Source organism: Oscillatoria sp. FACHB-1407 (assembly GCF_014697545.1).
In the GTDB taxonomy this organism is placed as follows: domain Bacteria; phylum Cyanobacteriota; class Cyanobacteriia; order Elainellales; family Elainellaceae; genus FACHB-1407.
Genome location: NZ_JACJSA010000001.1, coordinates 389990 through 409615 on the forward strand (window position 1 = coordinate 389990; position 19626 = coordinate 409615).

Consider the following 19626-nt stretch of genomic DNA (forward strand, 5'->3'; position numbering starts at 1 on the left):
CTACTCTGAAATGCACCCTTCTGTGCCTATTACTATGCACGGTTCTCAGGGATTTTGCGGAGTCTGACCGATTTTTCTTTACATTTTGGATGTCTAGCCCTCATCCCGGATGTGGGATTAATTCGGCCTCTGGTACGGTTGATTGCCCCAATTCTGTCAAGAATTGCAGAGCCTTACTAATGTAAATCGCACAGTCATAGGGTGAGCTTTCGTAGAAAGAACGCCATGCGGAGGCTTTATGCTCATCATATCGGTCGCCCTCTTTGGCATATCTATCAAGCCATGAAAGGCGCACGGCGTGACCGATTAACACATCAAGAACGATGTATTCCTGAATTTGCAAGTCCGGGTTTTTCTCCGCGATCGCCGCCAGTTCCATCAGTGCCTCAATATTGACTTGCCGATATTCCGGTGCCTGAATCTTGTTCAGCAGATGCTCCACCCGCAGCGCAAAGTTCTTTTCACCAGGGGTCATCTCCGACAGGATGGGATCACTATCTAATCGATTGCGCCGTTCTAACTTATCGCCGATGACTACCCCCTTACAGTGCTGCATGACTTTCCAGACGTTGGGGTAGAAGTTTTTGGGCACTCGATTCAGGGAACCGTCTCGCTGTCGTTGTCGCCACCAGTTGACCGAAGCCTGAGCCTCCACCTGTTCGGGTAAAGCATCCCATTGGATGTTGAATTGGTTGACCCGCAGCGACTCCTGTCGGAACAGCGATTGATCCAGGTCTGCATAATCGGTCAAAACCTGTTTGAGTCGAGTTTTTACCTCAAACGGGCTGAGTTGCATCAGGTGCTCATACGCCTCATCCTGGGTGACCTGCAACTCACGCGCCAATTCGCTGGTGATCAGCAAAATCAGATAGCCGACTCGCAGCGTCAACAAGCCGTTAAACAGATGGGGATCGGTTTTGATCAGAATGCCGAGGTAGATCAGAATTTCTTGGGTCAGGGGGCGATCGCGGATATCTTGCCGAACAAACTCACGGATCTTTTCCATGATTTCAGCGTGCGACATCGGGCTAGTAATCAGCGAATCTTCACTGTAGGCTTTACCTACCGCAATCTGTTTTTGCCGCACCAGGATGTCTGTGACTGCATCCGATAAGCCAATATCCACTTTGTTGAGCAAACCCGCCGCTCGACGCACCACTGCCCACAGTTGCACCTGACCTGCTTTTTCATATACCTCATTCAGCAGGTCTTCCACGGTGACGGATTGTCCAGGACCGCCCAAGCCCGTCTCAAACGTCAGTCCGCGCAACCGAGTGAGTGATTCTAACAGTTCAATTTGCTCATACAAATTGTTCGATTGTCGCAGGCTCGTAATCAGCAAATGCAGATTGGTTTCACACTCCAGCATAAATTCTTGAGTGCTACTTAACATCCAGTTGCGATCGCCATGAAAGGTCAGGTAGTAGGGTTTGGGTTGAGCATTTTGTACTGACGACTGAGTGAACTGGAAGTCGTGAATGAAGTCTACTCGTTCAAGGCTGGCGGTTAACAAAAAGGATTGCAACTGTCCTAACTTGACCGCTACACCGTTGCAATGTCCGTCGCGCAAGTCTTGGATGAGTTCTAGCAACGGAGACTCATGCTCGAACATATCATGCGTCAACAACAGTGTCATCGTCGGACGACCCAACTGTGACCAGTGGCGTTTGATATACGCCAACTCACCTTTAATCTGAGCAACCAAAAAGTCGTTGTCGAGTGTCAAATAAAACTGCTGTTGATCGAGAAAAGAAGGCAAAAAGACGATCGTTTCACCGCGAATGCGAAACACTCTAGAAGTAGTTAAGCTCCGCAATCGACGTTTGGGGCGACCACTCAACAACAGTTTGTCATTGCGCCCCACCTGACTATAAACCGCTGCCAATTCACTGGCTTGCCGCACCTGAATCGGGGCGACTTGCTGAGGAGTTTGAGTCGCGATGCCATAAGTCGCCAGTTTAGATTGCAAGTCTTCGTCTTCGGCTAGCAAGACAATCTGGACTAAGGGTTCAGCCCGATGTTCTGATCGCAAATGTCGCCCCAGTGGGTCTAAGTCACCCACCGCTAACAACCCATCTTGCAAAAACTTACCTAACAGGAAGAGGCTTTGTGCCCACACCAGCGGAACATTCTCATTTGCGAGGCGAGGCTGACTGCGGGGGTTGGCTCGTTCCGCTTCGATATGGTCTTTCGGGACGTAATAGAGTTCAGGCAGGAGAAGACTGCCATTCTGCTCAACCAATAAGCCTTCCAACCGTTCTCGATATTCAGCGGCTTGAGCGCGATCGCCTCGAAATAGGGCATCCAGCAACAAATAGGTAAAAAACAGTGGCCATTCACATTCAATGTGTTCAAACTGTTTCAGTTCCCACGGTTCATAGTGCAGACGACTGACCACCTCAATCACCGTCTGATGACCGTCTCGCAAAAACCGCTTACAGCCATAGTTGCCTTGCAGTTTGCTCACCACATTAGTACGGGTGCGATCGACCAGTGCCACATTCTCAACGGCAAACGCCGGAAAGCCAATAACACTCAGCAAGGCTGCATCCACTTCCTTTGAAGCCGACTCTCTGGGTAGTAACGATTCCAATGTGACCCGTGCCCGCGCGATTTCATCGGGTAATACGTGAATCACGGATGCTTGACTACCCCGCACACCAAACAGATCTAGCCCGTTGATGGCTTCCAGTGCAGCTTTTGCCATGCCAACGGAGCTAGCATTTAACTCTGGCTTGCCGTGGTTAATTTTGTTACCCCGTTCCCAAATGCCATAATCTGGGGTGCGATAGGCTCGCCCGATGTAATACACCAGATTTTGAATGAAGTTGACTTCATCAAGGGTAAAGATGATTTGCAATCCTGAAGCGGTCATCTGCGCCAACATCAGCAGATAAAGCGATGTGGCATCCAGTTGCAGGTGTCCCCATCCGTCATCGCCCACAACGGTGTCACCCGTTTGCAGGTCATATTTGGCGTGCAGCGCATCCAGCAGATCTTGCGTTTCTTTGAAGCGTTCTACCTTATGGGCTTGCCGCATCATGGCAAACAACAAGCCCCGCATCAGTTTGACAACACTGTGTTCTAGCTCATAGGCATAGCCGCGATCGTCATCAATTTTGCGGTATGCCAACGCCAACCCCCAAACCGCCAAAATGCTGTAGACGTTGTCTCGCACCCAGGCATCGGTGTAATTGCCGTGGGTGTTAACCGCTGTGCTGGCAGGTAACAACCCTGTCAAGGGATTCTGTCGTGCCAGAATGACTGTTTTGATCTCCTGGTAATAGGTGTTTAGTTGCGATCGCAGAGACACAAGCGATGGTTGCGATTGATAGGGGAGGTCGCGGTCAGAAGTTGAGGTAGACATGCTGATGGAGTGAAAAGATTAGTAACGCTATCTGGATCAAAATCAGCCGATCGTGAAGGAATCTGTAGGGTGTTGAGGTAGCTGCAACTCAATCAAACTGTTCAGATTATCTCTTGTTTAAGAAGTATTTTTGCAGCGCAATTCTTTTATTGAATCCTTTCTGCTCTGTTCCTGTTCCTCAATCTACACATTAAGTCCGTAAATTTACTTAATCTTTATGGTAGAGACGTGAGTTTTTCCGTATCTTTACGTGAAGGCTGATAGGGTTAAAAGATAGAAATCCCCTCAGGGGTTATCCTCCACTTCAAGGAAGCATCATGGCTCGTCGCTACAACCACAACCAATCTCCGCTCGTTAAAATTGTCTATTCTAAAGTCGTCGTACAGGGCAAAATTGTTCTCGTTCCGCTGGAACTTTACGCTGATGGAACGCTCCAACCCAGCCATTAATCAATCTTCTAAGTGTCCAATCCCGAACGGGGGTAGTGCTTTTAGCCTACCCCTTTTTATTGGAATAGTTTGTTGGGGTTGCTTTTTGGGAACAGTTTATTGAGAGTTGGTTGTCCAAAACAGTTTGTTGAAAATTGTTTGTGAGAAATTGTGCTCAGGCGATCGCCATCCCTTGCATAATGAGTGTGATGCCAACGTAAGTGGTGTGGTGTGAGGATAAAGGGAGGAAATTGTGGTGCGTGAGTTAACTCAACCGTCGCTAGAGCAGTTTGCCGTATTTGGGTTGCCACTCCATCTGTCAAACGATTACTTGGGTTGGCTGTTTCACCAGCATCACCAACAAAATGGAGTCCATGTTGTCACGCTGAATGCCGAAATGTCGATGCAGGCAGAGCAAAACCCGACGCTCGCCAACATTATTCGTCAAGCTGAGTTAGTAGTGCCCGATGGCTCCGGGATTGTTTTCTATATGTGGCTCCAGGGCAAAAAGGCACAACGCTGTCCTGGGATCGAGCTAGCTGAAGCTGTTCTGCGTGCCTCGGCGAATCCTGCTGTCCTGAATTCAGGAACCCTTTCAACCACGGCTCCCTATTCTGTCTTCTTTTATGGCGGTGCTCCAGGCGTCTGCGAGAAAGCGGCAGAGCAGTGGCAACAGCGCGTTCCCGGATTGGCGATCGCAGGCGTCCAACACGGTTACATCTCCCCTGACGAGCAGGAAAACCTGCGGCAAACCCTGAAAACACTGCAACCTGACATCATTTTGGTGGGTCTGGGTGTCCCCCGACAGGAATTGTGGATTCGCGACAATCGCCATCTCTGTCCTAACTCTATCTGGATTGGCGTTGGCGGCAGTTTCGACATCTGGGCCGGGGTCAAAACTCGCGCCCCCAAGTGGCTCAGCAACAATGGTCTGGAATGGATGTATCGCCTCTATCAAGAACCCTGGCGGTGGCGACGGATGTTAGCTCTGCCCCAATTTGCATGGCGATCGCTGGTGTATCGGTTGACGCGATCGAGTAAAGCCGTCAAAGCGCGAGTTTAGGGATAGGGTTCTAAATCTGTTGATAGCCTCTGTAAGACCCCCCTGTAGTTCCTTTAGTAAGGCTACTGTGTATACAGATCTCTGCTTCCTGCCAAATTCGATGCATGGTTGTTGCAAGTGTGTGAAAACCAGGCATTGGGGGAGTCTCCCCCAAACCCCCATTGGGGGACGCCACTGCCTCCCCCAAACCCCCTAGCAGAAGGTGTTTCGGTTCACCCAAAGGCGCGCTTCGCATCGGTTCCAAGTACGGGTGCTTCTAATCGGATCAAGCCCCTTGACAAATGCTCAAAGTCCCCCAAAGTTAGGGGATTTAGGGGTCTGGGAGGACTTAGCGTATAGACCATAGCCTGGTAAGGGGGACGGCGACAACCGGGGGTCAGTAGCAATAGCCAAAGATCTATGCAAGAGATTTCGTATCAGTTCGTCGAGCGATCGCCATCTAACACATACCAGAACTTCGGTGGATTACCCCCTATGAATGCTGGGACTTTGGCGCAACACGCCCCAGATGCCCATTGGATGTTGATTCAAGACGATAAGGGAATTACGGCTTACTGCTCTCTTTGGTGGCAAAACGTCCCTACCTATGCCACCCCCCTTATGAAGGGGGACAGGGGGGATCAAGCCTTCGCTCAAAATCAACATCGCCTTGGTTTAATTGGTCACTATGCCGCTCAAGATGCTGAATCTGCCCAGCTTCTACTCAATCACGCCTGTAACCAACTTGCGGCTCACAGTTGCACTCTCGCCGTCGCCCCAATGGATGGCAACACCTGGCGACGCTATCGATTGTTGAGCGATCGCGGTACAGAACCCATTTTCTTTTTAGAGCCTGATAATCCCGATGAGTGGTGTGACCATTTCCGCGAAGCTGGCTTTACTTCCTTTGCAGACTATAGCTCAGGACTAACCACCAACCTGACTCAGGTTGATCCCCGCATGGTGCGAGTCGAGCAGCGGTTAACCGAGATTGGGGTCAAGGTGCGATCGCTAAATCTGGACAACTTTGAACGAGAACTCCAGCAAATTCATCAGCTATCCCTCATTAGCTTTCGCAACAATTTTCTCTACACCCCCATCAGCCAAACGGAATTCATCAGCCAATACAGCCAAATCAAACCCTACGTTCAACCGCAGTTGGTGCTTATGGCAGAACATGGAGATACTTTAGTGGGATTTCTCTTTGCCATCCCCGATTTGCTGCAAGCCAAACGGGGAGAAGCCATCAACACGGTGATTATCAAAACCGTTGCTGTGTTACCCGGTAAGACTTATGCCGGATTAGGCAATCTTTTGGTGTCACAGTGTCAGGCGATCGCTCATCAACTCGGCTATACCCGTGCCATTCATGCCCTGATGCACAACGCTAACAACTCACGCAATCTGAGCGATCGCTATGCCCACACAATTCGACGCTACACGCTATTGGCTAAACCATTAGCTCAACTCTAAACCTCGACGAGTTGAGGTTCGGTGTCTTCGGTCATCTCCCAAGTCGGCATCGATGCCAACCGTGCGATCGCCTGATCGATTAACGCAACCCCTTCTGTCACCGACTCAATCACGGCTAACTTGCCGCGTAACTCTGATGCTGCCGGAAACCCCTTGGCATACCAGGTCATATGTTTGCGGGCTTGACGAATGCCGCGATCGCCCTTGTACTCCCACAACATATGGAGATGGTCACGCGCACACAGCAACCGTTCAATGGGAGTTGGGGGTTGGCGCAACTCTCCCGTTTTGAGGAAATGATCTACCTCGCCCACTAAAAAGGGATAGCCCAACGTGCCACGAGAACACATCACGCCATCCGCGCCCGTCAACTCCAGGCAGCGCACCGCCGCGTCTACTGAAAAAATATCGCCGTTGGCAATCACCGGAATCGTCAGCACTTCCTTGACTTTGGCGATCCACTCCCACCGAGCAGAACCGTTATAGCCCTGAGCGCGAGTCCGTCCGTGTAGAGTCAACATCTGCGCTCCGGCATCCTGCATCCGTTGGGCAAACTCAACCGCGTTAATTTCCTTATCTGACCAACCAATCCGCGTTTTAACCGTAACGGGCACCTTAACCGCATTCACCACCGATCGCACAATGTCTCCTGCCAGTTCCGGTTCCCGCAATAGCGACGAGCCGCCCCCATTCTTAGTGATTTTATTCACCGGACAACCCATGTTGATATCAACCGTATCGGCTCCCTCATCGACTGCTTTTTGTGCTGCCTCCGCTAAAAAGTCGGGACGGCAGTCAAATAGTTGAATGCTAATCGGTCGCTCGTTCGGGTCAACCTCCATAATTTTGGGTAGCTCTTTGACATAGTGCAACCCTGTTGCGTTGACCATCTCGGTATACATCATGGAGTCGGGGGCATATCGCCGCACCAACCGCCGAAAGACGAGATCTGTCACCCCTGATAAGGGCGATTGCAACACCCGGCTTTTGACCTCAAACTGACCGATTTTGAGGGGGGTAGACAACCGTTCTTTTAAGTCAGGAGACAGGGAAACCATACAAACCTATGCCATGAACCAATCAAAACTCAATTTTATCGCTGTTCTTGCTCAGGCTGTAAAAACGGTTTCAACTAGGCTGAAGTACAGGTTTTTACTAGCCTAACGCCACTTTGTAAGTAACTAAAGATCATGAATGACTAAGAAGTGGCATACCAGAATTATTTTTTCGTAGTAGCTAATATACCCTCAGGGAGTCATGCCTATTTTCAGTAGAGGCACCCTCCATCATGTCATCTGTTACAGAGCAATCTAGCCCTTCCTCTACGACTCTTCCTCCAGTCAGACTTCTCATTGTTGAAGATGACCCAGTAATGCAACTGGGTTTAGAACAGTTTTTTGCGGATTATCCGCAAGTGGAACTGGTTGGTCAGGCAGCGAATGGTTATGCCGGGGTTGAAATTGCTCTGCAACAGCAACCCGACGTGGTGATCATGGATATTGGCTTGCCGCAACTGGATGGTATTGCCGCCACACAACAAATTAAGCAAGCCAATCCAGATATTCGGGTAGTCATGCTCACCTCTCACACCGCTGAAACAGAAATGATCGCGGCTTTGTGCAGTGGAGCAGACGCCTATTGTGTCAAAGGGGTTAGTGTCGATCAACTGCTGCTGGCGATCGCCTCTGCTCAGGAAGGGGCTGTCTATCTCGACCCTCGCATTGCTCGTCAAGTGGTTGAGCATCTCAAACCATCTACCTCAGCGGCTCCAACGGCTCCCATTGGTCAACTTTCGGAGCGAGAATTAGAGGTGCTGAAATTGATTGTAGAAGGCAAAACGAACCCTGAAATTGCAGCAGCATTGTTCCTCAGCCCCAGCACAATCAAAGCTCACATTCGCAGCATTATGAACAAGTTAGCCGTGGATGATCGCGTCCAGGCGGCTGTTGTTGCATTGCGAACTGGGCTGGTTTAGCAGAAGCATTGCACAAGTTGTGGAATGGGCGTTGCAGGTGCACACCATCTGTAAGAAATTGAAGTATAAACGGTAGCTGAGTAAGAAGAGACTTCGCCGTAAGCATGAGCCGAGCCTCAGTGAATCACGCTTTGTAGTAGCAAGCTCTAAACCCGGTATGAGCTGTGCTTGCTACCCATAAAAACGCTTTCGATGGAGAATGACTTAAAAATTAGCAGAAAAGTATCTCGAAATACATAAAAAATTTTGCACACCCTACAATATATCGATGTGTATATGTTCTTTGATTTCCGTTTTTGATGTTATTAAATGCTTGCCAAATGCAGACAAAAGCCCCGTAAAAAGGGGACTTTATCTTGAATTGAATACTTAAAATAAACAAAGGATTTTGCCTCGTGCTCATCCGATTTATTTTCTTTTGCTCACTTCTTAAATCACCTTTAAAACTCATTCTTTGACACCTTTCAAAACCTTCTGAGTCAGATGGTGCAACTTCAACTACAACTCGATTGGAAGCCAAACGTTCAATTTGCTGGTATCTTGATCGCCCACCATCTCAACTGGTATCTCGATCATGGAATTGAACTGGCGATCGTTCCCTGGCGACCCTACCTCAATCAGGTTGAGATTCTCAAACAAGATGGAAACTGGCTCGTCAGCACCGAAGATAATCTGCTGATTCGGGGGCGAGCCATGGGGCAACCTGTAAAGGCGATCGCCACGATGATGCAATACTCTGGTTTGGGCTGGGTTGCGCTGAAATCCTCTGGTATCCGTAGCATTCAGGATTTCGTAGGCAAGCGAGTGGGGATTCATGGAGACGGTGAAACCGGGCTGAGGATCAGTCTGGCTTACAGCGGACTTAAGGCAGATCAGGTCGAGATTGTCGAGGTGGGATACGACTATGAAGACTTGCTCCGCAAGGGTGAGTTTGATGCAACGCAGTGTCTTGTCATGGTGGAACCCTTTGAGTTAGCCGCAGCAGGGCTTGATCTTCAAGTGATGCCTGCTTACGAGTGGGGCTATGAAGTCTATTCGCAAGTCATTGGCACGACCGATCGCCTGATTGCCGAAGAACCTGAAGCACTGCAAAAATTCTTGAAGGTGACATTTGACGGTTGGCGGTATGCCTTTGCCAATGTGGAAGATACCGTTCAAGTGGTGATTGATCACTACCTCAAAGAATCTACACCCGACATTCAACAGCAGATGTTGAATGCTCTTAAACCCTTGTTTGAAGGCAAGCTTGGGCTAGAAAAATTGGGTTGGATGGAAGCTTTACGGTGGGAAAAAAGTATTCATTATCTACAGTCCTATGGATTGATCGATCAACCTGTTACAACAGATGAAATGATGACGAATCAGTTTATGGAAAAGCTGTATATTCAGTGATTTTTTTGCAGTTTTAGTGCATACGAAGTAGTTCTCTGAGAGATGTCATTGAGCGATTGTTTGGTTACTAGCGTGTACGGTTCATCTAATTTAATCCTTTGATCTGGATAAGGAGTGTTGCATGAAAGAGTTCGACAAGATGCCACAAGAAATCAGCCGCTTGAGCCGTCGTCGGTTTGTTAAATATGGGGCGATCGCCCTTGGAACGGGGATTTTGACTGCCTGTAGCCGTTCGACTAGTGAGTCCACTGCGCCTGCTTCATCTGAAAGCCCTGCCGCAAGTGGAGGGATCCTGGCAACGATTAAAGAGCGAGGTTATTTCACCTACGGTTTAGAGGCGGGTTATCGTCCCTTTGAGTTTTACGATGAAAACAACGAGTTGGTCGGGTATGACATCGATCTAGCAATGGAGTTGGGCAAACGCTGGGGAGTTGAGAGTCGTCCCACACCAACCAACTGGCCTACGGTGATTCAAACCCTCTACAACGGTGGATTCGACTTCATCCTGGGCGGCATGACCGCAACCGCAGAACGCTATGAGCGCGTCAATTTTTCAGTGCCCTACATGGATGCCAGTTCCGGTTTGTTGATTCGCAGTGGCGAAGGCATTGCTGCTCGCGAAGACCTGAATGGCAGAGTGGTTGGCACGAAAGCAGGAACTCCCTCGATTGACCAACTCACCATCACCGAAAAAGAGCTAAACATCAAGTATCGGGAGCCGATTAAAACCTTCGCCGATGATACTGCTGGGTTAGAGGCACTACGAAGCAAGCGAATTGATGCCTACGCCAGTTCCATCGTCAGCATGTTGGAGTTTGCCAAGGTCAATCCTGGGTTTGAGGTGATCCCCTTCCAATCAGAAAGTTGGGCAGCAGAATACACCTGTGCCGCTTTCCGCAAAGAGGATGAAGACCTGCGGACTGCGTTTAATGACGCGATCGCCGCCATGAAACAGGATGGAACGCTGTACACACTGCAAATGAAGTGGTTCCAGCAAGAGTTCAAAAACTTGCCTGATACCCCACCAACCTGGTAAACAGAGGTCATCGCATACTCCATCCCCCTTGCGTGAAGCCATCCGCCTATGGACATCCCGTTCATGCTTGAAATCCTGCCTCGGCTGTTGCCTGCGCTAGGTACCACGCTGGTTGTCAGTTTGCTGTCACTGGCGATTGGTATGGTGTTGGGCATCAGCCTGGGCATGGTGCGGGTGCTAAGCCAATCGGCAAAACCCATTCGATGGTTGATCGATGCCTATGTCTGGTTTGTGCGGGGCACCCCCATCATCATCCAAATTTACATTGCCTACTTTTTTCTGCCCATGTTGGGGTTGAAGTGGAATGTGTTTTGGATCGGGGTTGTGGCGTTGGTGTTTAACTCGGTGGGCTATCAGGTTGAGATTGTCAGAGGGGCGATCGCCTCTGTGGATCAGGGGCAACTCCAGTCCGCTGCTGCCATTGGTATGACACCCCGAATGGCGATGCTGTGGGTTGTGTTGCCTCAAGCGACTCGTCGCATGATTCCGCCATTAACCAACGAACTCGCCAATCTAATTAAGGCATCTTCGGTGCTGTCGGTGATCTCGTTGTTTGAGCTAACCAAGGCAGGAGATGCTATCATCGCCTCAACATTTAAGTTCGCTGAAGTGCTGCTGTTGCAATCCATTTTGTATTTTGCGGTGATTCAACTATTGTCATGGAGCGCAGTTTATCTGGAGCAACGTGTGTTTAATTATGGCAATGGCCTGATGGTTAATCCTGTTTCTGGCACTGCCAATCCGCCTGCCATTTAGGTTTGCAAGCCCTACTTCCTTAAGTTGCTATGCTGCTAAAGATCGAAAATCTCTGCAAGTATTACGGCAAAACGGTGGCCCTCAGCGACGCCAATTTAGAGGTCAAGGCAGGGGAGCATGTCGTTTTGATTGGGGCGTCAGGTTCGGGAAAAAGTACGTTGTTGCGATGCATCAACTATCTCGAAACGCCAGACAGCGGCAGCGTTTGGTTAGATGGGCAATACATTGGAGGGCAGTTTTCACCCAATGGGCAATGGATACCCGATTCGGCTCAACAACTAGCCCGAAAACGGCAGCAGATTGGCATGGTGTTTCAGGGGTTTCACCTGTTTTCTCACTTGAGTGCTCTGGATAATGTGGCGATCGGACCTCACAAGGTGCTGGGTAAACCCAAATCGGTTTGTCGGGAGTTGGGGCGTTATCTGCTCGATAAGGTGCATCTGGGGCATCGGGTGAACCAGTACCCCTGGCAGCTTTCAGGCGGAGAACAACAGCGAGTGGCGATCGCCCGTGCCCTGGCAATGAACCCCAAACTGATGCTGTTTGATGAACCAACGTCTGCGCTTGATCCCCGACTGACCCATGAAGTGCTTCAAGTGATGCAGGAACTGGCGGATGAGGGCATGACGATGCTGATCGTGACTCACGAGATGCGTTTCGCCCAAAAAGTTGCCCATCGAGTTATCTTTTTGGAGCACGGCAGAATTGTGGAAGCAGGCTCTACAGAGGCGATCTTCAATCGTCCGCAGCGTGAGGAAACGCGCCGATTTCTCAGCTATGTGTTGTGAATGATGATTATGCTGCTGCCCTTTCCCCTCCTCGCCCTCGACATTAATTTCATGGTGCAAATTGTGCCTGACTTGTTGCGGGCAACGTGGATCACCATTCAAATCAGCGTTCTTGCCGTTCTCTTTGGAATCGTCGCAGGAGTGACCTTAGGAGGGTTACGGGTTATTGGTCATCCCATTCTCAAAACGCTGATTCAGTGGTTTGTGAACTACGTGCGTGGGGTTCCACCGCTCCTGCACATTGCCTTTATTTACTTCGCGTTACCGAGTTTTAACATCACACTGAATGAGTTTTGGACAGGAGTTGTCGCGCTTACTGTGATTGCTACTGGGTACGAAGTTGAGATTGTTCGAGCCGCATTGGAATCACTCGATCGCGGTCAACGCGAAGCGGCTCTGTCCATTGGTATGGATGAGCGCACCGCCCTATTCAATATCTTGTTACCACAAGCAGCAAAGCGGATGATTCCAGCGTTAACCAACGAACTGGCTAATGTAGTGAAGACTTCATCGTTACTATCGGTTATTGCGGTGAATGAACTAACGCAGATTGGCAATGCACTGATCTTTCAACATTTTGTGTTTGCTGAGGTGCTCATTGAAGTATCTATCTTATACTTGATTTTGATTGGTGTATTAACATGGATTTCCTCTCACTTTGAAAATCATGTCTTTGATTTTGGTACACTAGCCCGGAGTCGTCAGTCTGTTCGTTAATCTGTTTCAGACTTCTCGTGCATCTCTACACATCGCACTTTTCTACAATGATTCGTTTTCACTAAACTGCTTTCCACCCTCCCAGTTTCTCTAATCGAATGCCGCTGCCAGAGTTAACCGACAACATGGACTACAGCCTGACTGAACGAGTGTTTCACTCCCTCAGGCAAGGCATCCTATCGCTCACCATCAAGCCGAGGGAATACCTGGTGATTGGTGATATTGCTCGCGAATATGGAGTGAGTCGAACTCCCGTTCGAGAAGCATTGATTATGTTAGAGCGGGAGGGGTGGCTAGAAAATGATGGACGACGAGGAGCCAAGGTCAAAGTGCCTTCAGCCGACTCGATTTTAGAAGTCATTGAAGTGCAGGCAGCACTGGAATCTTATGTTGTGCGGCGGGCTGCTTCACTGCTCAACTCTGAGGATTTTGATGCGATGAAGGAGTTGCTGGATCAAGCGGAAAAAGCGATCGCCAACAACGAACTCGAACAAGCCAGACTTCTCGGAGAATCCTTTCATCAATACCTGGCAAACAAGCTCAAAAATCGCAGGTTGCGTGCCCAAATTGAGCAGTTACAGGAACATGTCGATCGCATCCGTCCCTTGATCTGGCATCACGCTATTGTTCCTGTTGAAATCTCTGCAAAACAACACCTTGAAATCTTTAATGCTTTGAAGGTAGGAGATGCCGTTAAAGCAGAAGATTTAATGTTTCACCACACCACCTGGTTTGAGCAAAAATTAGCTGCCATTCTGAAGGAATTGTAGGGATTCTAAGCGATCGAAACTCCTGGCTAGACTCAATTAATTGAATTTTATTCTGTTGATATTAGAGCCAATTTATAAGAGCAATCTTAATCTCTAAAATATCGGCTATTGCTTAATCCTCTTGGGTTGGGCACTTGGCGAATGTATTCATAGCTATTAAAAGGAAGCCCGCCTTAGAACTATCGGAAATCAAAGGTTTAAAGATCCAATAAAATCGTAGTCTCAGATACAGAGTTTTCTCGTAGTTTTTTACAGTATATCTATAAATATATTTTTGTTTTCACTTCAACTTTTGTTCTCGTTAGATATTTGCCAATCAATCATCTTTTTAGCTTGAAGTTCTAGATTGCAGTCCTAGATTGATTGGTATTTTTCACCTTTATCACAACCTCCATTACGACCCAATGGATCTCTAAAATCGTTCCTCAATCGTCTAATTGATGTTGCCTATTTTTCTCAGCAATTCTCTGTTTTATAGGAGTCATCTATGAACAATTTCAAACCGCCCCATCCTAATTTCAGGACTGTCTACTCTGGCATTAGTCGCCGTAAATTTATCAAATATGGAGCACTGGCACTGGGAACTGGGGCGATCGCCAGTTGCAGTGGTGCCCCTTCAGAGACAACATCTGTTTCTCCTTCTGCTTCAGCCTCTCCAGCAGAGGAAAAAATCCTCAATGTTCTGGCATTCTCAGGGTATGAGGAACCTGGAATGTTGGAACCGTTTGAAGCCGCGACAGGCATTAAGGTGAATCTCAAGATTCACGATGGGTCTGATGACGAAATGATTGCGCTGATCAAAACTTCCCCTGCTGGCACCTGGGATATCATGACTCCCACGAGTGCCTACATCCCTGCGTTAGCCAAAGAGGGGGTTTTGATGGAGTTGAATCCGTCGGACTATCCCCTTGATAGCTACCTGCCTCCGTTTGATCAGTGGTCTACCTGCTTTGAAGGTGGCAAGATGTATGGGTTGCTCAATCGCTTCGGCTACTATGGCATCACTTATGATTCCACAAAGCTCCAAGCCTCCGAAGTGGAGTCACTGGATGTGTTGATGGATCCTAAACTGCAAGGAAAGATTGCTCTGTTTGACTGGTTTTTGCCAAATATGGGAGTTGTCGCTAAGTGGTTGGGCTTTAATCCTCCCTATCAACTCACAGCAGATCAACTGGCGCAAGTTAAGGAGAAGTTGTTTGCCCTGCGTCCTCAAGTGGGCTTGATTGGCAGCACTGCCCAAACGACTCAGGCATTGGCATCGGGTGACTTTTGGGTGGCGATCGCCGGAGAGTTCATTCAGGCGGGTCTGGCAGTCGAAGGCAAGCCGTTTTTGGCAAGTGTTCCAAAAGAAGGGGGAGTCACCTGGGATCAGGCGGTGATCGTGCTGGGCAATAGCCCTCGTCCTCAAAATGCCGTGAAGTTCTTGCAGTACGTTGCTGGAGCAGAATTTCAGGCAAAACTGGCAGTGGCTCGGACTTACTACAGCATGGTGCCCAATCAAGATGCGGCGGCTCTGCTGACAAACGATCAACGCAAGCTGCTGAATCTGGAAGATGTGACTAACTTCCAGCAGAAATTCCTGGCAAATCTCTCACCCAGAGAGCGTCCGGACAACATTGATGAATGGTCAGCCATTTGGGAGGAGTTCAAGAGCTTGTAGGTTAGTTCTAACCCATTTCATTGGGGTTTCATCACTAGCTCTGAATCATTTGAGGGCAAGCCATTGGAAAAGCGGCAAGGTTGAAGTAGGGCTAATGACAGACGCTGATTATATTGTTGAGCTACAAAACGTCACCAAACAATTTGGGAGTGGGTTTACCGCAGTTCAACAGCTTTCGTTGCAGATTCGACGGGGTGAATTTCTTACCCTATTAGGTGCGTCGGGATGTGGCAAAACCACCACATTACGGATGATCGGGGGGTTAGAAACCGTCTCCAGTGGAGCCATTTACATCGATGGGCGGGAGGTGACACACACGCCTCCCTACGATCGCCACGTTAGTTTGGTGTTTCAAGACTACGCACTGTTTCCACACTTGACGGTGGAGGAAAACATTGCGTTTGGTTTGAAGATGCGAGGCATATCCCGCACTCAACGGTTGCTTCAGGCGCGTGACATGTTGGAGTTTGTACAACTACCTCACGTGGCAAAGCGCAAGCCCCATCAAATTTCTGGAGGGCAGCGACAACGAGTTGCACTGGCGCGATCGCTCGTGTTGCAACCGACCGTGTTGTTGCTGGATGAACCTCTGGGAGCATTGGATGCTGAATTGCGGCGACAGATGCAGCTTGAGCTAAAACGAATTCAAACGCAGGTGGGAATTACCTTCATTTACGTCACCCACGATCAGCAGGAGGCGTTGACGATGAGCGATCGCATTGTCGTCATGCGGCATGGCAAGATTGAACAAATGGGCACTCCGCAGGAGATTTACGACCGCCCTCAAACGCCATTTGTGGCTCAGTTTATGGGGCAGTGCAATCTGCGCTACGCTCAGGTGATCAGTTTTGATCAGACAACCGTTTCGGTTCTCGATCCGGTGTTTGGCCCACTTCGAGTGCGACGCGATCGCACCGTTCCCCTATCTCCCCAACAAAGCGTCGTTGTCATGATTCGCCCTGAACGGATGCACATCAGTTTGCAGCGACCACCTCAGATCAACAGTGTTCAAGGCATCCTCAACGCTCAAATCTACGCAGGGTCAGTGACCCGGTTCGTTGTGCAGGTCGATCACGACGAGATCATCGTTGAGTCGGCCATGCGATCGCCCCTGGAGGTGGGTAGCCCGGTTTACATTGGTTGGGACGTTGATGATGCGATCGCCCTGTCAGACGGTCATTCTACTCCGGCATTGAGTTATGTCTAATCTCTCCCTCAGGGCAAGTCGTTACAGTGGACAGCAGCAAGGCTATTCCTGGCATTCCGTCTTTGCCGGACTGGGAATCGTTCCAGTCGTGGCGTATTTGCTGCTGTTTTATCTGGTGCCGTTGGTCTATCTGTTGGCTGCCAGCTTTCGAGTGGCGACTGGGTCGGGCATCGAGTTTGCCCCTGGCTGGACATGGCAAAACTATCAGGAGATCCTGAGCAATCAAGCGGCTTGGGTAACGTATGGGCGATCGCTTGGTATTTCCTTTGCCACCGTCGGGTTATCCATCCTGTGTGCTTATCCAGTGGCGTACACCCTTGTCTTTGTTTTGCCCAAACGCTACCGACAGACGGCTCTGTTGCTGGTGATAGCTCCCTTTTGGACAAGCTTTGTCGTGCGTGCCTTCGCATGGCAGTTACTCCTCGCAGATAGTGGATTGTTCAATCGGATTCTCACTGCTCTGTCGCTGCCGGGAGTCGAGATTCTTTACACCCACATAGCTACAGTTTTGGGCTTTACCGTTTTTGGCACGATGTTGATCACCCTCAATCTCTGTGCCGTCATGGAAGCCATCTCTCCCAATCTGTTAGCTGCCTCAGCTGACTTAGGGGCAAAACGCTGGCACACGTTTACAGACGTGATTTTTCCTCTGTCTACCCCCGGTTTACTCATCGGCAGCGTGTTGCTGTTCATTTTTGTGTTTGGCGATTATGTCGTGCCAACGCTGTTGGGTGGAGGCATTCGCACCGTTTTAGCACAAGCGATGGTTGGAGCAATCACCACCCATTTCAACATCCCACGAGCAGCGACCTATGCCACGATAATGCTGATCACGATTCTCGCCATCACCTTACCAGTACTGAGCTTAGCCGGACGGGGACTTAATTCTAAAGACTCATATCGCAACTAAAGGATTGGATAACAGTTACAGCAAATCAGGGAGAGTCACATGGGCATCGTGCAAGGTCAGGGAGAGCAAAAAGGCAATATTGTCTTATACGGATGGTTAGGAACGATACTGCTGCTGATCTACGCGCCCATCCTACTCGTCATGCTGTTTTCATTTAACTCAGGGCGATTTCAGGGGTTTCCCTTCCAGGGCTTAACGCTGGCGTGGTATCAAGCCATGTTTGCGGATACAGCTTTTGTGGAGTCGTTGCAGTACAGTTTGTGGCTCTCGGTAGCGGTCAGTATTGTGGCGACCAGTCTTGGCTTTTTAGGAGCGTATGCACTGGTGAAATCGACTTTTGTTGGCAAGACAGCACTAACCGGATTTCTCATCACCCCGATCGCCGCACCCAGTATTTTGTTAGCGGTTGCGCTGCGCGTGTATTTCTTTCGTCTGGGTTGGCAGTTTTCACTCTTGACCGCTTTCCTTGGTCATCTGGTGTTTGCCTTACCGTTGGCGGTGTTTGTGTTGCGATCGCGCCTGTTGCAAATTCCCCTCAATCTTGAAGAAGCCGCATGGATTTTAGGGGCAAGACGTTGGCGATCGCTTCTAGAAGTGGTGTTGCCCCTTTGTTTTCCGGGGATCGTAGCATCACTTCTACTCACCTTCACTTTTTCTTTTGATGAGTTCATCATGTCCTACTTTTTGACGCAGTTTGAGGTGACATTGCCGATTAAAATCTGGACTAATTTAATTACCGGATTTGACCCAACGGTGAATGCCATTAGCAGTATTGTGTTTGTACTCTCAATGCTTGTAACACTGATTTCTCAACGCCTGCTGGCATCCCAAACCTCAAACTCATAAAATACAAACGCGATTCATCACCTCTCTGATTCAACCATCTACCCCATAACCCCAATTATGCAAACGATCAATCCTACCGCAACCGTTAAATCAATCCCTATGCCCGATTTCCGAGGACCACAGGGGCAAAAGTGTATTGTCTCCATTGGTTGGCATGTGGATGGCGAGTCAGGGGCGATCGCCAGTGACCCTCGTGCAGTAAACCATCTCACTGCTCTCTCTGAAGGAGCCTACGGAGTTTCCGCTGCTCTGCCTCGTATTCTCGACATGCATCGATCGCTGGATATTCCAGGTTCATTCTTTTTCCCAGGGTATGTAGCAGACCTGCATCCCGACGCAGTAGAGGCGATCGCCGCCGAGGGACACGAGATCGCCCATCACGGTTACTTACATGAAAACTGCTTCTTTTTAGACAAAGAAGCTCAACGCGACGTATTTCTCAAGGGCATCGCCGCTCTGGAACGTATCACCGGAAAAGCTCCGGTAGGTTGGAGTGCGCCTACCTGGGGAGTCAAACCCGATACCCTCGAATTGCTCTGCGAATTGGGGATGATTTATGACTGTAGCCTGATGGAATACGATATGCCCTATTTGCTCTCAACCCCGGCAGGATCGCTGATCGAATTACCCATCAGCATGGTGTTAGATGACTGGCAAATCTTTGGAGCCTCTCCCTTTCCCGGTGGTGGAGTGAATGCCACCGCCGAAACCGCATTCCAAATTTGGAAAGAGGAATTCGATGGGATGCGGCGATTTGGCGGATTCTTCACCACGACCTTTCATCCCAACCTGATGGGCAGACCCGGACGGTTAAATATGCTCTATCGGCTATTTGAATACATGAAATCGTTTGATGATGTCTGGTGGGCAACCTGTGAAGACGTAGCACAATATTCGCGATCGCAGGTCACGGCAAACACTAACATCATGAATTGAGTTCGCGATCTCTAATCCACCACTCGCAGTAACCCCATCTTGAGGCGATCGAGGACGTGTTTTACCTGTCTCATGTCGCGATCGCTAAGGGGTTGCTCTGACGTTGCGGCTCTTAGCAAAAACCGCTCATCAGCACGGGTAATTCTGCCAGAGGCAACAATGCGATTGGTGATTTCTTCAATCGTGGGGGCAAGGGTTGAAGGTTGCATAATACCAACTCCGGGGGGACAAAGAGTAGTACGAGCACACAGAGTACTCGTCAAAATTACTGAGTCACTCTTCGCGATCGCCCGTCCCCATCCGGAAAATCTTTAAAGTATCTT

18 protein-coding genes are annotated in these 19626 nt (G+C 49.3%); 15 read left to right on the forward strand and 3 right to left on the reverse strand.

Features of this window, described 5'->3' with window-relative positions:
* Window positions 1–100: 100 nt before the first annotated feature.
* Window positions 101–3367, reverse strand: coding sequence for a glycoside hydrolase family 15 protein (locus tag H6G89_RS01525; protein ID WP_190503469.1), 3267 nt, complete (start codon window positions 3365–3367; stop codon window positions 101–103).
* 317 nt (window positions 3368–3684) lie between these two features.
* Here H6G89_RS01525 and H6G89_RS35490 point away from each other — a divergent pair, with 317 nt between their 5' ends.
* The 3 genes from H6G89_RS35490 to H6G89_RS01535 all read left to right on the forward strand — a co-directional run bounded on the left by H6G89_RS35490 (window position 3685) and on the right by H6G89_RS01535 (window position 6310).
* The gene (locus tag H6G89_RS35490; protein ID WP_255519333.1) at window positions 3685–3816 is read left to right on the forward strand and encodes a hypothetical protein; all 132 of its coding nucleotides are present in this window, start codon (window positions 3685–3687) and stop codon (window positions 3814–3816) included.
* Between the two features lie 232 nt (window positions 3817–4048).
* Complete coding sequence (locus H6G89_RS01530; RefSeq protein ID WP_190503471.1) at window positions 4049–4858, forward strand: WecB/TagA/CpsF family glycosyltransferase; 810 nt, start codon at window positions 4049–4051, stop codon at window positions 4856–4858.
* A gap of 399 nt (window positions 4859–5257) precedes the next feature.
* On the forward strand, window positions 5258–6310 hold the full coding sequence (locus H6G89_RS01535; protein ID WP_199336455.1) for a GNAT family N-acetyltransferase: 1053 nt from the start codon (window positions 5258–5260) through the stop codon (window positions 6308–6310).
* Here the strand turns inward: H6G89_RS01535 and dusB are convergent.
* Window positions 6307–7368: a tRNA dihydrouridine synthase DusB gene (dusB, locus tag H6G89_RS01540; protein WP_190503473.1), complete on the reverse strand. Its 1062-nt coding sequence runs from the start codon at window positions 7366–7368 to the stop codon at window positions 6307–6309. The two genes, H6G89_RS01535 and dusB, sit on opposite strands and share 4 nt — an antisense overlap.
* A gap of 230 nt (window positions 7369–7598) precedes the next feature.
* Between dusB and H6G89_RS01545 the strand changes: the two genes are divergently transcribed.
* The 12 genes from H6G89_RS01545 to H6G89_RS01600 all read left to right on the forward strand — a co-directional run bounded on the left by H6G89_RS01545 (window position 7599) and on the right by H6G89_RS01600 (window position 19303).
* Window positions 7599–8285 (forward strand): response regulator, encoded by a 687-nt coding sequence (locus tag H6G89_RS01545; RefSeq protein WP_190503475.1) that lies wholly within the window; start codon window positions 7599–7601, stop codon window positions 8283–8285.
* Window positions 8286–8768: 483 nt separating this feature from the next.
* A complete protein-coding gene (locus H6G89_RS01550; RefSeq protein ID WP_190503477.1) occupies window positions 8769–9677 on the forward strand; it encodes an ABC transporter substrate-binding protein in 909 nt (302 codons plus the stop codon).
* Window positions 9678–9798: 121 nt separating this feature from the next.
* Complete coding sequence (locus H6G89_RS01555) at window positions 9799–10713, forward strand: ABC transporter substrate-binding protein (protein ID WP_190503479.1); 915 nt, start codon at window positions 9799–9801, stop codon at window positions 10711–10713.
* A 63-nt stretch (window positions 10714–10776) separates the two neighbouring features.
* Window positions 10777–11469, forward strand: a complete 693-nt coding sequence (locus H6G89_RS01560) for an amino acid ABC transporter permease (RefSeq protein WP_190503481.1) — start codon at window positions 10777–10779, stop codon at window positions 11467–11469.
* Window positions 11470–11498: 29 nt separating this feature from the next.
* On the forward strand, window positions 11499–12257 hold the full coding sequence (locus H6G89_RS01565) for an amino acid ABC transporter ATP-binding protein (RefSeq protein WP_305082292.1): 759 nt from the start codon (window positions 11499–11501) through the stop codon (window positions 12255–12257).
* Window positions 12258–12974, forward strand: a complete 717-nt coding sequence (locus H6G89_RS01570; protein WP_190503483.1) for an amino acid ABC transporter permease — start codon at window positions 12258–12260, stop codon at window positions 12972–12974.
* A 98-nt stretch (window positions 12975–13072) separates the two neighbouring features.
* A complete protein-coding gene (locus H6G89_RS01575; protein ID WP_190503485.1) occupies window positions 13073–13744 on the forward strand; it encodes a GntR family transcriptional regulator in 672 nt (223 codons plus the stop codon).
* Between the two features lie 487 nt (window positions 13745–14231).
* Window positions 14232–15404: an ABC transporter substrate-binding protein gene (locus H6G89_RS01580; RefSeq protein ID WP_190503487.1), complete on the forward strand. Its 1173-nt coding sequence runs from the start codon at window positions 14232–14234 to the stop codon at window positions 15402–15404.
* 94 nt (window positions 15405–15498) lie between these two features.
* The gene (locus H6G89_RS01585; protein WP_190503489.1) at window positions 15499–16611 is read left to right on the forward strand and encodes an ABC transporter ATP-binding protein; all 1113 of its coding nucleotides are present in this window, start codon (window positions 15499–15501) and stop codon (window positions 16609–16611) included.
* Window positions 16604–17521: an ABC transporter permease gene (locus H6G89_RS01590; protein WP_190503491.1), complete on the forward strand. Its 918-nt coding sequence runs from the start codon at window positions 16604–16606 to the stop codon at window positions 17519–17521. The genes H6G89_RS01585 and H6G89_RS01590 overlap by 8 nt, the downstream gene beginning before the upstream one ends.
* Before the next feature lie 39 nt (window positions 17522–17560).
* The gene (locus H6G89_RS01595) at window positions 17561–18367 is read left to right on the forward strand and encodes an ABC transporter permease (RefSeq protein WP_190503493.1); all 807 of its coding nucleotides are present in this window, start codon (window positions 17561–17563) and stop codon (window positions 18365–18367) included.
* A gap of 57 nt (window positions 18368–18424) precedes the next feature.
* Window positions 18425–19303, forward strand: coding sequence for a polysaccharide deacetylase family protein (locus H6G89_RS01600; RefSeq protein WP_190503495.1), 879 nt, complete (start codon window positions 18425–18427; stop codon window positions 19301–19303).
* 11 nt (window positions 19304–19314) lie between these two features.
* Here H6G89_RS01600 and H6G89_RS01605 read toward each other — a convergent pair whose 3' ends face one another.
* Window positions 19315–19512, reverse strand: coding sequence for a hypothetical protein (locus H6G89_RS01605; protein ID WP_190503497.1), 198 nt, complete (start codon window positions 19510–19512; stop codon window positions 19315–19317).
* Between the last annotated feature and the right edge of the window lie 114 nt (window positions 19513–19626).